This window comes from Aeromonas sp. R7-4, assembly GCF_040908055.1.
In the GTDB taxonomy this organism is placed as follows: Bacteria; Pseudomonadota; Gammaproteobacteria; order Enterobacterales; family Aeromonadaceae; genus Aeromonas; species Aeromonas sanarellii.
The window spans coordinates 76,963-90,406 of record NZ_JBFODA010000060.1 but is presented as its reverse complement, the minus strand read 5'-3'; the positions used below and the strand labels follow the sequence as shown (position 1 = coordinate 90,406).

At 64.4% G+C, this 13,444-nt stretch carries 13 protein-coding genes; 10 read left to right on the top strand and 3 right to left on the bottom strand.

Annotated features, from left to right (window positions below):
* Positions 1–39: 39 nt before the first annotated feature.
* Positions 40–990 (bottom strand): ribosome biogenesis GTPase YlqF, encoded by a 951-nt coding sequence (gene ylqF / locus AB5Y72_RS16600; RefSeq protein WP_368199260.1) that lies wholly within the window; start codon positions 988–990, stop codon positions 40–42.
* 333 nt (positions 991–1,323) lie between these two features.
* Here ylqF and AB5Y72_RS16595 point away from each other — a divergent pair, with 333 nt between their 5' ends.
* From AB5Y72_RS16595 to rnk, 5 genes are all read left to right on the top strand, one after another.
* The gene (locus AB5Y72_RS16595; protein ID WP_368199259.1) at positions 1,324–2,715 is read left to right on the top strand and encodes an alkaline phosphatase; all 1,392 of its coding nucleotides are present in this window, start codon (positions 1,324–1,326) and stop codon (positions 2,713–2,715) included.
* 12 nt (positions 2,716–2,727) lie between these two features.
* Positions 2,728–4,122 (top strand): alkaline phosphatase, encoded by a 1,395-nt coding sequence (locus tag AB5Y72_RS16590; protein WP_042076422.1) that lies wholly within the window; start codon positions 2,728–2,730, stop codon positions 4,120–4,122.
* A 50-nt stretch (positions 4,123–4,172) separates the two neighbouring features.
* Positions 4,173–4,856 carry a hypothetical protein gene (locus AB5Y72_RS16585; RefSeq protein ID WP_042076452.1) on the top strand — a complete coding sequence of 228 codons (684 nt, stop codon included), beginning with the start codon at positions 4,173–4,175 and terminating at the stop codon, positions 4,854–4,856.
* A gap of 82 nt (positions 4,857–4,938) precedes the next feature.
* Positions 4,939–5,697: a substrate-binding periplasmic protein gene (locus AB5Y72_RS16580; protein ID WP_368199258.1), complete on the top strand. Its 759-nt coding sequence runs from the start codon at positions 4,939–4,941 to the stop codon at positions 5,695–5,697.
* A gap of 213 nt (positions 5,698–5,910) precedes the next feature.
* The gene (gene rnk / locus AB5Y72_RS16575; protein ID WP_042076417.1) at positions 5,911–6,306 is read left to right on the top strand and encodes a nucleoside diphosphate kinase regulator; all 396 of its coding nucleotides are present in this window, start codon (positions 5,911–5,913) and stop codon (positions 6,304–6,306) included.
* Between the two features lie 107 nt (positions 6,307–6,413).
* On the opposite strand, the gene AB5Y72_RS16570 is transcribed toward rnk, so the two are convergent.
* Positions 6,414–7,541, bottom strand: a complete 1,128-nt coding sequence (locus tag AB5Y72_RS16570) for a diguanylate cyclase (protein WP_042076414.1) — start codon at positions 7,539–7,541, stop codon at positions 6,414–6,416.
* A gap of 458 nt (positions 7,542–7,999) precedes the next feature.
* On the opposite strand from AB5Y72_RS16570, the gene AB5Y72_RS16565 reads away from it, so the two are divergent.
* The 5 genes from AB5Y72_RS16565 (at position 8,000) to AB5Y72_RS16545 (ending at position 11,972) form a co-directional block, all read left to right on the top strand.
* A complete protein-coding gene (locus AB5Y72_RS16565) occupies positions 8,000–8,788 on the top strand; it encodes a transporter substrate-binding domain-containing protein (protein WP_042076411.1) in 789 nt (262 codons plus the stop codon).
* Between the two features lie 97 nt (positions 8,789–8,885).
* Positions 8,886–9,830 carry an amino acid ABC transporter permease gene (locus tag AB5Y72_RS16560; protein ID WP_042076450.1) on the top strand — a complete coding sequence of 315 codons (945 nt, stop codon included), beginning with the start codon at positions 8,886–8,888 and terminating at the stop codon, positions 9,828–9,830.
* Positions 9,814–9,939 (top strand): hypothetical protein, encoded by a 126-nt coding sequence (locus AB5Y72_RS16555; protein WP_325783065.1) that lies wholly within the window; start codon positions 9,814–9,816, stop codon positions 9,937–9,939. Before AB5Y72_RS16560 ends, AB5Y72_RS16555 begins: the two co-directional genes overlap by 17 nt.
* A gap of 89 nt (positions 9,940–10,028) precedes the next feature.
* Entirely contained in the window at positions 10,029–10,772 is a 744-nt protein-coding gene (locus tag AB5Y72_RS16550; RefSeq protein WP_042076409.1) for an amino acid ABC transporter ATP-binding protein, read from the top strand.
* A gap of 360 nt (positions 10,773–11,132) precedes the next feature.
* The gene (locus AB5Y72_RS16545) at positions 11,133–11,972 is read left to right on the top strand and encodes a sterol desaturase family protein (protein WP_042076448.1); all 840 of its coding nucleotides are present in this window, start codon (positions 11,133–11,135) and stop codon (positions 11,970–11,972) included.
* A 70-nt stretch (positions 11,973–12,042) separates the two neighbouring features.
* Here AB5Y72_RS16545 and AB5Y72_RS16540 read toward each other — a convergent pair whose 3' ends face one another.
* Positions 12,043–13,443: a basic amino acid/polyamine antiporter gene (locus tag AB5Y72_RS16540; RefSeq protein WP_368199256.1), complete on the bottom strand. Its 1,401-nt coding sequence runs from the start codon at positions 13,441–13,443 to the stop codon at positions 12,043–12,045.
* Position 13,444: the final 1 nt, after the last annotated feature.

Sequence of the window (13,444 nt, the reverse complement as noted above, 5' to 3'; positions counted from 1 at the left end):
GTCGCCGCTTCTGCACATCTGTACGCTGACAGCAGGGGGTCATCTCTGACGCTTCTTGGCGTACTTGCGGCGGGCGCGCGCCTGGCGCTCCTCTTCCCGCTCCGCCTTCTCCTTCGCCTTCTGTTCGGCCTCGGCATCCGCTTCCACTATCTCGACGGCCACCATCTCCGGGGTCTCCAGGGAGATCCGCCCCAACATGCCGGACCGGAATTCATTGACCAGAATTTCCGAGGCCTTGTGCAGATCAGCCAGGCCGCCCTTGCGCATGAAGCCGCGCTGGCGGGCGATGAGATCCAGCAGCTCGATCTCGGTCTCGGGCAGCTCGCTCAGCTGGTAACGCGCCCTGATGCGCTCCGGATAGGCCTTGATGAAGTAGTCGGCGGCAAACATGGCGATGTCCGCGTAGTCGAAGACGGTGTCCTTGATGGCGGCGGTGATCGCCAGCCGGTAGCCGCAGGAGGGCGGGTTGAGCTTGGGCCAGAGGAACCCCGGGGTATCGGTCAGGATGACGTGGTTGTCCAGCTTGATCCGCTGCTGGGACTTGGTCACCCCCGCCTCGTTGCCGGTCTTGGCGATGATGCGCCCGGCCAGGGTGTTGATCAGGGTGGACTTGCCCACGTTGGGAATGCCCATGATCATGGCGCGCACCCCGCGCAGCTCGAAGTTGCGCTCAGGGAGCATCTCGTGGCACAGGGTCAGCAGTTGCTTGATCTTCTCCGGCTCCTGCTGGGTCAGGGGCAATGCCTTGATCCCCTTCTCCTGCTCCATGTGCGCCACCCAGAGTGCGGTGATCTCGGGGTCGGCGAGATCGGCCTTGTTCAACACCTTGATCACAGGGGTATCCCCGCGCAGCTCCGGCACCAGGGGGTTCTCGCTGGAGAAGGGGATGCGGGCGTCGAGCATCTCCATGATGACATCGACCTGGGGCATGACCTCGGCAATCTCTTTGCGGGCCTTGTGCATGTGGCCGGGGAACCAGTTGATGGACATATCCGTTACTCTCTCATAGGGGGCGGTCCCCTCTCGGGCTGCAGGCGCGTGGTGAGGCGCCAGACCGCGGGCACTCATCGCAAGGGGGCGCATTTTACCTGCTGCGGCCCCGATTTGACAGGCCATTCTGGCCGGTTGGACGCACTCCCCCGAGGGAATGGGCAAGCGGGTCCGTCCCCGGGGCTCGTCCGCCACCGGGTGACGCCTCATCAATAAGTGATTGATACAACATAACATTTGGATGATAGCTTCATCGTATTGTCATCCCGCTTCACTAAAAGTGTCATCTGTGACCTCTAGGCTGCGCTCAGGTTTCACAAGGAGCGAACCCCAATGAGAAAGATGGCAGGACTTGCAGTGATGATAGGCGCCGCCCTGGCCGCCGGCTGCAACTCCAACAACGACAGCACCACCCCCGAGCCCAGCGCCAGGAACGTGATCTTCTTCCTCGGGGACGGCATGGGCCTCAACACCCTGACCGCCGCCCGGATCTACGGCGTCGGGGAAGAGGGCAGCCTCACCATCGACACCCTGCCGGAAACGGCCTTCATCAAGACCTTCTCCCACGATGCCCAGGTGACCGACTCGGCCCCCTCCATGGCGGCCTACATGACCGGGGTCAAGAGCAACAACGGCGTCATCAGCATGGACGGCGACGCCACCCAGGAGAGCGACTGCAGCCAGAGTGGCGGCAAGCCGGTCACCACCTTGCTGGAGCTGGCCAAGGCCGACGGCCGCGGTACCGGCGTGGTCACCAGTACCCGGGTGACCCACGCCACCCCGGCCGCCACCTATGCCCATATCTGCAACCGGGATCTGGAGGCGGACATCGCCGTCCAGCTGGTACCGGGCGGTTCTGGCTACAACTCGGCCCTGAAAGAGGGGCTGGACGTGGTGCTGGGGGGCGGCAGCGGCTTCTTCCTGCCCACCGCCGACAAGGGCAAGCGTACCGATGGCCGCAACCTCATCGCCGAGATGCAGGCCAAGGGCTACCAGTTCGCCAGCAATCTGGACGAGCTGAACCGGGCCGAGGCGGGCAAGCCGCTGCTGGGGCTGTTCGGCGCCAGCCACATGAAGTACGACCTGGACAGGCCGGCCAGCGAGCCGTCTCTGGCCCAGATGACCCTGGCCGCCATCAAGCAGCTCAAGGATAAAGAGAAGGGCTATTTCCTGATGGTGGAGGGGGGGCGCATCGATCACGCCCTGCACGACACTAACGCCAAGCGCGCCCTGCAGGACACCCTGGCCTTCGACGGCGCCATCCAGGCCGCCATCCTTGAGGTGAAGAAGACAGACCCCGAGCTCAAGAACACCCTGATCGTGGTCACCGCCGACCATGACCACACGCTCGTCCTGAATGGTTATGCCAAGCGCACCGGCAAGACCACGTCAGGCAATCCGGGCGTGCTCGGGCTGGTGAAGAACTACGAGACCGGCGAGCCGAGCAAGGACAGCGATGGCATGCCCTACACCATCATCGGCTTTGGCAACGGCTACAACCGGGTGGACGGTCCGCGCAGCAGCGTGGCGGCCCTCGACGACGCCACCGTCTCCGCCGACGACTATCACCAGGAGGTGGTGGTCAAGGTGGGCGAGCTCGGCAACGAGACCCACGGCGGCACGGACGTCTTCCTCGGCGCCATCGGCCAGGGGGCGGAGAGCTTCCACGGCTCCCTCGACAACACCGCCGTGTTCGGCAAGATCAAGGCTGCGGCCAAGCTGTAAGGGACTATCAGGATGAATAACACCATGAAAAAGACGCTGGTCTGCACCGCTCTGCTCGGCGCCCTTTGCGGCACTCAGGGCGGCCTCTCCCAGGCACAGGCCGCCGACGCCAAGAACGTCATCCTCTTTATCGGTGACGGCATGGGCCCCACGGTACTCACCGCCACCCGCCTCTACAAGGTGGGGGAAGCGGGGGATCTGGAGATGATGAAGCTGCCCCGAAGCGCGCGCATCAAGACCTTCTCCCACGATGCCCAGACCACCGACTCGGCCCCCTCCATGGCGGCCTACACCACGGGGGTCAAGATGAACAACGAGGTGATCGCCATGAGCAGCGACACCCAGGCCGTCGCCCCCGGCAAGGATGCCAACGGCAACAAGGGCGTCAACCACTGCACCAGCGACAACGGCACCCCGGTGCCCACCATACTCGAACTGGCCAAGGCGGCGGGCAAGTCGGTGGGAGCCGTCACCACCACGGAGCTGACCCATGCCACCCCGGCGGCCACCTACGCCCACATCTGTCACCGGGACGCCGCCTACGCCATCGCCGAGCAGGCGGTGCCGGGCGGCGCCGGTTTCAACCCGGCGCTGGGGGACGGGGTCGACGTGCTGATGGGGGGCGGCGCCAACCACTGGACACCGTACAACAGCGCCAGCAACAAGGGCGGCCGAGCCGACGGCCGGGATCTCACCGCCGAGCTGACGGCCCAGGGCTATCAGTACGTCACCACCAAAAGTGATCTGGCCAAGGTCGAGAGCGGCAAGGTGCTGGGCCTGTTCAGTGCCAAGTCCCACCTCGACTACGAGCTGGACCGCGTCGCCAAGGGGGCGGCCAGCACCCAGCCATCCCTCTCCGAGATGACCGCCAAGGCGATCGATCTGCTCAGCCAGAACGACCAGGGCTACTTCCTGATGGTGGAGGGGGGCCGTATCGACCACGCCCTGCACGCCACCAACGCCAAGCGATCGCTGACCGATGCGGTGGCGCTGGACGAGGCGGTCAAGACGGCCCTCGGCAAGGTGGACCTGAGCGATACCCTGATCGTGGTCACCGCCGACCACGACCACACCATGACCATCAACGGCTATTCCGCCAAGGGCAACCCTGTGCTGGACCTGGTCAAGAACGCCGATGGCTCCACCCAGAACGACGTCGACGGCAAGCCGTTCACTACCCTGGTGTTCGGCAACGGCCCAAACCGTCAGGACCTGCGCCCCAGCCTCACCAGCGATCAGGTGATGGCGGACGACTACCTGCAGGAGACCGGTGTCAAGCTCGGCTCCGAGACCCACGGCGGCGGCGATGTGATGCTGTTTGCGGACGGCGCCGGCAGCGACCGCTTCAAGGGAACGCTGGACAACACCCGTGTGTTCGGCAAGCTCAGGGAGGCGCTCGGCCTGTGACCGACGGGGCCCGGCACCGCGCCGGGCCCTGCCCGTTCGAGCGACAGACGATGATGAAAACGCTGTTTTCTTTATGGCTGCTGGGCAGCGCCCTCTCCTTCCCCCTCCTGGCCGACGAGGTACCCGATCTGGCCGCCCGCATCCGCTATCAGGACAGGGTCACCGGCAGCGATGGCATCACTCGGGAGAGCCAGTGGCAGGAGAAGTGGCTGCGGGTCGGCAACCAGGTGTGGAGCCAGCGGCTCATTCCCCTCCCCCTGGCGCGAGCCTATCACGCCACCCACGACGCCAACCCCGGTCACAAGCACTTCACCCACCAGATGGCGGCGCGCTGGGTCACCCTGGATGACGGGGGAGACCTGCAACTGCGCTACGCCGATGCCTGGCACAACCAGCTGGTGGAGGTACCGCCCGAGGAGTATGGCCAGGTGGCCTTCACCCCCCACTGGGACAAACTTCGCCACCTGGTGGACCCCGCCCTGCTGCAAGGCATGACCCCCCTCGACGAGGCGGCCCCCGAACAGGCCCGCTGGTACGAGAAACGCGAGGGCAGGCAGCGCACCCGCATCCTCTGGTCCGGCCGCTGGCAGATCCCTCTGGTGGTGGAATCGGCGAGCCTCGACGGCTATCGCAGCTACCGCATGGAGGTCACCCTGAAGCCCCTGCCCAAAGCCCTGCCCTGGCAACGGCTGGAAGGGTACCAGACCCTGGATCTGCGGGATTTCTTCGACTGAACCCGCCCCGGTCACCATGGGCAGGCTGACATCGGGTAACGGGATGTTACACTCTGTGCATTCATCCCGGACCTGACTTTCCATGCGCCTCGTCATCCTGCTCCTGTTGCTCTGCTCCCCGTTCCTGTGGGTCCCCCGGGCCCACGCCGTGGTCGTCGTGGCCGCTGACATTCCCCCCTATGTCATTCGCTCCCATCAGGGGGCACCGAGCGGCATGGCCATCGAGGTGCTGGAGGAGGCGGCTCGCCGCCTCGGGGAGACGCTGGAGATCGAGCTGATGCCGCTGGCCCGCGCCCTCAGCCAGACCCGCCACCGGCCAGACGTCCTGCTGCTGCCGCCGGCCAGAAATCCCCAGCGCGAATCCCAGTTTCTCTGGATTGCCCCCCTCCTGGAGGAGGCATTCGTGCTGGTCAGCCACCGCAACCATCACCCGACCCCCCTCACCGTGGCGGATCTGCCCGGCCTCACCGTGGCGGATCTGCCCGGCCTCACCGTAGGCGTATTGCGGGGCTCCCATGGCCAGAGCCTGCTCCTGCCGCTGGCGGGCGTGGCACAGGAGCAGGTCGGCGAGGAGGTGGGCAACGCCAGCAAGCTGGCGCGCGGCCGCATCCAGGCCTGGGCCGTGGCCTGGAACACCGCCCGCTACAACCAGCAGCGGGCCGGCCTGCCGCTCCCGGATCTGGTGCGGGGCCAGACCCTGCAACAGAGTACCCTCTACCTGGCTGCCAGCCACCGCTTCTCCCGCAGCGAGGCGCTGCGCTGGCGCCAGGCCATCCAGGGGATGCGGGAGGATGGCAGCCTCGCCCGCATCCTGCACCAGTATGATTATCAGGCGCCCTGAATTGCCAAAGCCATTCAGAATGGTTATGGTATCCCCATGAAAGCAATCATGATTTCTTCAAGTACGCTCACACCCCGCTGAGCCCCCGCCCTCGCCCCGCTGCGCGAGTCGCTCGGGGGCATCGCGCTTGCGATCTATTCTCACCCTTCGAACCCATTGTCGACCAGCCTGCCCGTCATCCTGGTCTCGTCAGCCATTGATAAGGAATACCCCATGCAACAGCCTCATCTCGTCATCTCCAGCCTGGATCTGGATCGTATCGAACAGCTGCTCGGCAGCCACCCGCAGCACCTGGCCCTGCAGGAGGAGCTGGATCGCGCCGAGATCCGCGAACCCGCCGACATGCCGCCGGACGTGGTGACCATGAACAGCACGGTGCGCTTCAAGATGCAAAGCAGTGGCAACGACTTCTGCCTGACCCTGGTCTACCCGAAGGACGTGCAGGGGGACGAATCGAAGATCTCCGTGCTGGCGCCCGTCGGCAGTGCCCTGCTGGGGCTCAAGGTGGGTGACAGCATCGCCTGGCCCGGCCCGGCCGGTCGCACCATCCAGGTGGAGATCCTGGAGGTGGTCTATCAGCCGGAGCGCGCGGGCGAGCTGCACCGCTGACGGGCTGCCAGACGGCCATCCAGGTCTGATGCTACCAGGTGGCTGATCCGGCACTCCTTTGCCCGGTCGGAGCCGCGGGCCACCGAGCCGGGCTGAACCCCGTCGGCTCAGGCCGGCAGACAGACCCGGTTCTTGCCGCTGCGCTTGGCCCGGTAGAGGGCGCGATCGGCCTGGCTGAACAGGGTGTCGAAGTGCCATTCGCGGGCGCCGGGTACCAGCCCCAGGCTGGCGGTGACCTGGATCCCCGCCAGGGGCAGTGTGGCAATGGCCTGGCGGATCTGCTCGCAACGGGCCTGCTGAGCCAAGGCATCCCCCTCTGGCAGCAGCAGCACGAACTCCTCGCCGCCGAAGCGACTGGCCACCAGATCCCCCTGCGCCGCCAGATAGCGTCCCACCGCCGCCAGCACCCTGTCCCCCGCCTCGTGACCGTGGCGATCGTTGATCTGCTTGAAGTCGTCCAGATCCAGCACCACCAGGGCCCCCTGCTTCGGCGCCCTGGCGCAGTGCTCCATAAAGCCGCGCCGGTTCAGGAGGCCGGTCAGGGGATCCTGGCTCGCCTGCCGGCGCAGGGCCAGCGCCCGGTACTGGGTGCAGAGCAGCAACACCCCGAAGGTGGAGAGATAGTTGCCCATCAGCATGGAGAGGAAGGGCAGCACGTTGACCACGTGCTGATCCATCAGCACCCGCGCCTCGCCGCTGAGCAGGGAGCCCATGCGCACCAGGTTGAAGCCGTAGAGCAGGATGTTGACCACGGTGAACACCAGCACGGCCGGCAGGTAGGCGGGATAGCCGTGCCGCCAGATGAGAAAGACGATCACCGCCCCCAGCACCATGTAGCTCAGGCAGGCCAGCAGCACCTTGGGGGCCATGTGATCGTTGAACAGTACGCTCCAGCAGAGGATCGGCACATAGATGACCATGAAGAGCGCGAAGGCACGCCAGTTTGGCGGCTCGCCGAAGAAGCGCTGGATAGCGAGTGGCATCAGGGCGATGCAGAGGGTGATGAGCAGGTTGGCGAGCCAGATCCCCGCCATGTGGGGTGCGAACGCCTGCAGGAAGAACAGCGACTGGGCCGCCAGGGCGCAGAGGCTGGACCACCACCAGAGCCCGAGGCCCGGGATCTCCCTGTGGGTGGACCAGATGATGGAGAGGGTGATGAATCCCAGGCTGTAGCCCCCGAGGGCCATGAGCATCAGCGTGAAGACATCCAGATTGAGCAGAATTGAGGCGTCCATTGCCGAACCTTCCAATGGGGATGGCTGAGTATATGGGAAGCCCATGACAAGACACAGAGGGAGCCTTCTGGCATGGCAAAAATAATTCTCCGGCCTGCCCCGTCCCCGCGCTTAAGGCCAGAGTTGAGCGTCGTTCGACCCCAAACCCTCCTGCGACATGAACGCCGGAGATTTTTGCACTTGAACCCGCGCCATTAGATAGATATGTTGTTTTCGTGTGGTTTTATGAGTCGCCACGAGCGGGAAAAGTGCCCATAACTTATTGAGTCTTCTGGCACAATCAGATTTTGGTACATTTTTCACTCAACGGACCATTCATAGAATCTCATATGGGGCTTTTGCCCCGACCAAGACAATAATCCTGTCTTGCCTGCTGCCGGATGCAGCAGTCTCTTGTGCCACGGAGTCGCACGGGAGCAGGTTCAAGGCCGAACACACTTTCGACAGAGACGTCACTTATGATCAAAAAACTCATTCTCTCTACCTTGCTGCTGTGCGGGCTGGCCAATGCTGCCCCCAGCTCCACCCTGGATGCCGTGTTGGAGCGCGGTGTGCTGCGGGTCGGCTTCGACGCCGGCTACCAACCCTTCGAGATGACCAACAAGCAGGGCCAGTACATCGGCTTCGACGTGGACCTGGCCAAGATGGTCGCCAAGGAGATGGGCGTGAAGGTGGAGTTCGTCAACACCGCCTGGGACGGCATCATCCCGGCCCTCTTGACCGACAAGTTCGACGTCATCATGGGTGGCATGACGGTCACCCCCCAGCGCAACCTGCGCGTGAACTTCGCCGATCCCTACATCGTCGTCGGCCAGACCATAGTCCTGCGCAAGGACAAGGCGGGGGAGATCAAGTCCTTCCAGGATCTGAACGATCCCAAGTACAAGATCGCGGTCAAGCTCGGCACCACGGGCGAGCAGGCGGTCAAGCGCATGATCCCCAAGGCCACCCTGCTGCAGTTTGAAACCCAGGACGACGCCAAGCTGGAAGTGATCAACGGCAAGGTCGACGCCTTCGTCTACGACCTGCCCTACAACGCCATCTTCGCCTCCCAGAACCAGGGCGCCGTGGTGCACCTCGACAAGCCGTTCACCTTCGAGCCGCTGGCCTGGGCCATCCGCAAGGGGGATCAGGACACCCTCAACTGGCTGAACAACTACCTGCGCCAGATCAAGGGCGACGGCAGCTACGACCGTCTCTACAAGAAGTGGTTCGAGTCCACCGCCTGGCTGGACCAGCTCAAGTAACCTCCCAAAGGGGCGGCATGCCGCCCCTTCACGCAGACCCCCCACAATAACGACAAAAGAGGTTGTGACAGTGATCAACCCCAAAATCACAAGACAGATGGAAAAACAGCCCAATCAGCTGCTCTGGCACGGGGTCTTCCTGCTGCTGGTGCTGGCCGCCATTTTCGGCATCTACAAGGCCGTGCAGGCGGTGGACTACACCTGGCGCTGGGAGCGCATTCCCCAGTACATCGCCTATCAGGCGGAGCAGAAGCACTACGCCGAATTTGACGGCACCGTGGTGGCGGAGAAGGGGCAGCTCTTCCTGCAGGACGATCTCGACCCCAGCCGTCGTCAGGCCATCGCCGCCCAGGGCGCCCAGCTGGCCGAAGGGGACACCGTCTTCCTCGGCGACACCCTGGATGTGCAACTGAGCTGGACCGCCGGCCCCATCGCCTGGGGCGTCTGGGTCACGGTCAAGCTATCCCTGGTGGCCGGGGTCTTCGCCATCCTGCTCGGCACCCTGGCCGGGCTCGCCCGCCTCTCCCCCAATCCGGCCCTGCGCAACCTGGCAGTGACCTATGTGGAGCTTATCCGCGGCACCCCGTTGCTGGTGCAGATCTTCATCGTCTATTTCTTTATCGGCACTGTACTCAATCTGGATCGCTTCACCGCCGGGGTGGCGGCGCTGGCGGTCTTCACCGGCGCCTACGTGGCGGAAATCGTGCGCGCCGGCATCAGCTCCATCCACAAGGGGCAGATGGAGGCGGGCAGGAGCCTTGGCATGACCTCGGCCCAGACCATGCGCTACGTCATCCTGCCCCAGGCGTTCAAGCGCGTCCTGCCGCCGCTGGCGGGCCAGTTCATCAACCTTATCAAGGATTCGTCGCTGGTGTCGGTCATCTCCATCACGGACCTCACCAAGGCGGGGCGCGAGGTGGTGAGCTCCACCTTCAGCCCGTTCGAGGTATGGTTCACCGTGGCCCTGCTCTATCTGGTGCTCACCGGCACCCTCTCCTTCCTGGTGCGTCGTCTGGAGGTGAAATATGCGCGCAGCAACTGATCCCGTTATCAAGGCCCAACCGGTGTCGAGACGTTCTGCCATCACCGGCACTCACTGCCCCTTCCCGGTGCGTCGTCTGGAGGTACAACATGATGCGCGCAGCAACTGATCCCGTTATCAAGGCCCAACCGTTGTCGAGACGTTCTGCCATCACCGGCACCCCCTGCCCCTTCCCGGTCCGTCGTCTGGAGGTGAAATATGCGCGCAGCAACTGATCCAATTATCAAGGCAAGCTCAGTGGAGAAGTTCTACGGCACCGAGGTGCACGCCCTCAAGAACGTCAGCACCCAGGTGGCCGAGGGGGAAGTGGTGGTGATCGTGGGGCCGAGCGGCTCGGGCAAGTCCACCTTCCTGCGCACCCTCAACCAGCTGGAAACCATCAACGACGGTCACATCCTGGTCGACGGCATCAGCCTCACCGAGCCCGGCGACGTCAACAAGCTGCGGGAAGAGGTGGGCATGGTATTCCAGTCCTTCAACCTCTTCCCCCACCTGACGGTACTGGACAACATCACCCTGGCGCCCCAGAAGGTGCGGGGACTATCTCGCAAGGAGGCGGAAGACAGGGCCAAGGCGCTGCTGCTCAAGGTGGGGCTCTCCAACAAGGCGCAGAGCTACCCCTCCCAGCTCTCCGGCGGTCAGCAGCAGCGGGTGGCCATCGCCCGGGCGCTCGCCATGCAGCCGCGCATTATGCTGTTTGACGAGCCCACCAGTGCCCTCGACCCCGAGATGGTGGGGGAAGTGCTGGACGTCATGAAGGGGCTGGCCCGGGAAGGCATGACCATGGTGGTGGTGACCCACGAGATGGGCTTCGCCCGGGAGGTGGCGGATCGGGTGCTCTTCATGGAGAGCGGCGAGCTGCTGGTGGACGAGAAGCCGGCGGATTTCTTTGACAATCCGCCCTCTCCCCGCCTGCGCCAGTTCCTGAGCCAGGTGCTATAAGCCGGGTGTTATGACAACCGCTGTGGCTTCGACAATCCATCGCGCCCCCGCCTGCGCCAGTTCCTGAGCCAGGTGCTATAAGCCGGGTGTTATGACAACCGCTGTGGCTTCGACCATCCATCGCGTCCCCCGCCTGCGCCGGTTCCTGAGCCAGGTGTTATAACCCGCGATGCACAAACACGAAGAGGGAGCCCATGGCTCCCTCTTCTATGCTGACCTTCCTCATCCACCCCCAGATCATCTCCTTGCCGCAGTCTTTCGCCATCGGGTTGTTCACCACCCGGATGGAGCAAGGATGTTAATGAAATTTTAAATCCATCCGGTATGCTGACATCCAACTGGTCCAACCGGATGGCTCATATGGATGTGCAACTGCTCCTGCTCTACCTCTCCCCCCTCTTTCTGGCCTTTATCGGCTGGGAGATGCTCTACCTGCGAAGACACGGCGCCGCCTATCCCACCGCCGGCTACCAGTGGAAGGATCTCTTCGCCAACGCCACCCTGGCGCTGATGCATCAGGGGGGCGATGCCCTGGCGGCCGTCGCCATCGCCTACCTCTACGACACCCTCTGGGGCTGGCGGCTATTCGATATCGATCTCAACCTCTGGAGCCTCTTGCTGCTGTTCCTGCTGCAGGATCTCTGCTACTGGCTGTTCCACTTCGCGAGCCACCACGTGCGCTGGCTCTGGGCCTCCCACGTGGTGCACCACAGCTCGGAGCGGCTCAACCTCTCCACTGCCTTTCGTCAGAGCCTGATGTATCCGGTCTCCGGCATGTGGCTGTTCTGGATCCCCATGATCCTCATCGGCTTCCCGCCCGAGGCGGTGGTGGCCACCGTGCTCGTGAGCTTGGGCTTCCAGTTCTTCGTCCATACCCAGGTGGTGGGCAAGCTCGGCAAATTGGAGTGGATCCTCAATACCCCTTCCCACCACAGGGTGCACCACGCCAGCAACCCCAAATATATCGATCGCAACTTCGCCGGGGTGCTCATCATCTGGGACAGGCTGTTCGGCACCTTCGTCGAGGAAGACCCGGCCGAGCCGTGCCGCTTCGGCATCACCAAGCCCGTCCACAGCTTCAACCCCCTCACCCTCACCTTCCACGAGTGGCGCGACATGCTGCAAGAGGCCCGTAGCCTCCCCTGGCGGCAGAAGCTCGCGGTGCTGTTTGGCAAGCCGGCCGGTCCCGCCAGCCGCTGAGCACGCCCGGCAGACAACCCGCGGACAAAAAAAGAGCGCCTCTGGGCGCTCTCTTCATTGGCTTACTCACTCAGACGTGGGCAAAGGACCAGACGGCGGGAATGAGGCTCAGCAGCGTCACCCCGGCCAGCAGCCGCTCGCGCCCGCTGAGCCGCCGCTCCGCCCCGAGCTGGCGGCGGCTGTAGAGAAACAGCAGCAGACCCGGCCCGTAGAGCAGCAAGGAGAGCAGCAGGTACTCCACCCCGGCGGCATAGAGCAGCCAGAGGCCGTAACCGCTCGACACCAGCGCCACCGCGCGCATCAGGCCATTGCCCTCGCCACGCAAGGAGAGCTTGAGCAGGAAGAGGCCTATCAGCAGGTAGGGCACCAGGATCATGGAGGTGGAGATAAGCAGCAGGTTGGTGTAGCCCTTGCCGAGCAGCCACACCAGCAGCAGACAGCCCTGCACCGTCAGGCTGGTGAGCCAGAGCGACGCTATGGGGGTGCCGTTGCGGTTCTGGCGCCGGAAGATGGCCGGGAAGGCCCCGTGGCGCGCCGCGCTGAACGGCACCTCGGCCGAGAACAGGGTCCAGCTCACGTAGGAGGCGAGCACCGATACGATGAGGCCGGCGCTGATGAGCAGCTTGCCCCAGGAGCCGGTCATCTGGGCCATCAGCCCCGCCATGGAGGGGTTGGGCAGGGCCGCGAGCTCGGGGCGGCTCAGGATCCCGAGCGCCAGCACCGAGATGAGCACATAGAGCAGCAGCGCCAGCACCACCCCAAGCACGGTGGCCGTGCCCACGTCCCGCTTGTTTCTCGCCCGGGCCGACAGCACCGCCGCCCCCTCTATGCCGGTGAAGACCCAGAGGGTGATGAGCATGGTGTTGCGCACCTGCTCGGAGACCGGCACCGCCAGCGTGCTGCCCTGCTGATCCGCCGCAAAGGTGACCGGATCGAACCAGTAGCAGGCGAACAGGATGAACAGCAGCAACGGCAGGCTCTTGGCCAGGGTTGCCACCAGATTGAACAGGGCCGCCTGCTGCACGCCGCGCGCCACCAGCAGATGCACCGCCCAGAGGATGCAGGACTCGCCGATGAAGGCGCCCAAGGTGTTGCCCTCGCCGAACCAGACACTGTCAGGGGTATCGACGAAACTGCCCAGCGCCGCGAAGGCGATCACCAGATAGCCCACCACGCCTATGGTGGCACAGAGCCAATAGCCCCAGGCGGAGAAGAAGCCCACCAGATCGCCGAAGCCGGCCCGGGCATAGCTGTAGATGCCGCCGTCGAGCTCGGGTCTGAGTCGCGACAGATAGAGGAAACTCGCGGCCAGCGCCAGTATGCCGACCCCGGTGACGGCCCAGCCGATCAGCACGGCGCGGGCCCCCGCCACCTCGGCCATGTTCTGGGGCAGGCTGAAGATGCCGGCCCCCACCATGGAGCTGAACACCAGGGCGGTGAGGGACCAGAGGCCGATCTTGCTCTCTTTCATC

Bases quoted from the DNA above. Each gene is read 5' to 3' on its own strand.
- AB5Y72_RS16550 (WP_042076409.1), top strand. From the start codon at position 10,029: ATGCGCGCAGCAACTGATCCAATTATCAAGGCAAGCTCAGTGGAGAAG.
- AB5Y72_RS16560 (WP_042076450.1), top strand. From the start codon at position 8,886: ATGGAAAAACAGCCCAATCAGCTGCTCTGGCACGGGGTCTTCCTGCTG.
- ylqF (WP_368199260.1), bottom strand. From the start codon at position 990: ATGTCCATCAACTGGTTCCCCGGCCACATGCACAAGGCCCGCAAAGAG.
- AB5Y72_RS16585 (WP_042076452.1), top strand. From the start codon at position 4,173: ATGATGAAAACGCTGTTTTCTTTATGGCTGCTGGGCAGCGCCCTCTCC.
- AB5Y72_RS16555 (WP_325783065.1), top strand. From the start codon at position 9,814: ATGCGCGCAGCAACTGATCCCGTTATCAAGGCCCAACCGGTGTCGAGA.
- AB5Y72_RS16580 (WP_368199258.1), top strand. From the start codon at position 4,939: ATGCGCCTCGTCATCCTGCTCCTGTTGCTCTGCTCCCCGTTCCTGTGG.
- rnk (WP_042076417.1), top strand. From the start codon at position 5,911: ATGCAACAGCCTCATCTCGTCATCTCCAGCCTGGATCTGGATCGTATC.
- AB5Y72_RS16545 (WP_042076448.1), top strand. From the start codon at position 11,133: ATGGATGTGCAACTGCTCCTGCTCTACCTCTCCCCCCTCTTTCTGGCC.
- AB5Y72_RS16590 (WP_042076422.1), top strand. From the start codon at position 2,728: ATGAATAACACCATGAAAAAGACGCTGGTCTGCACCGCTCTGCTCGGC.
- AB5Y72_RS16570 (WP_042076414.1), bottom strand. From the start codon at position 7,541: ATGGACGCCTCAATTCTGCTCAATCTGGATGTCTTCACGCTGATGCTC.
- AB5Y72_RS16565 (WP_042076411.1), top strand. From the start codon at position 8,000: ATGATCAAAAAACTCATTCTCTCTACCTTGCTGCTGTGCGGGCTGGCC.
- AB5Y72_RS16540 (WP_368199256.1), bottom strand. From the start codon at position 13,443: ATGAAAGAGAGCAAGATCGGCCTCTGGTCCCTCACCGCCCTGGTGTTC.
- AB5Y72_RS16595 (WP_368199259.1), top strand. From the start codon at position 1,324: ATGAGAAAGATGGCAGGACTTGCAGTGATGATAGGCGCCGCCCTGGCC.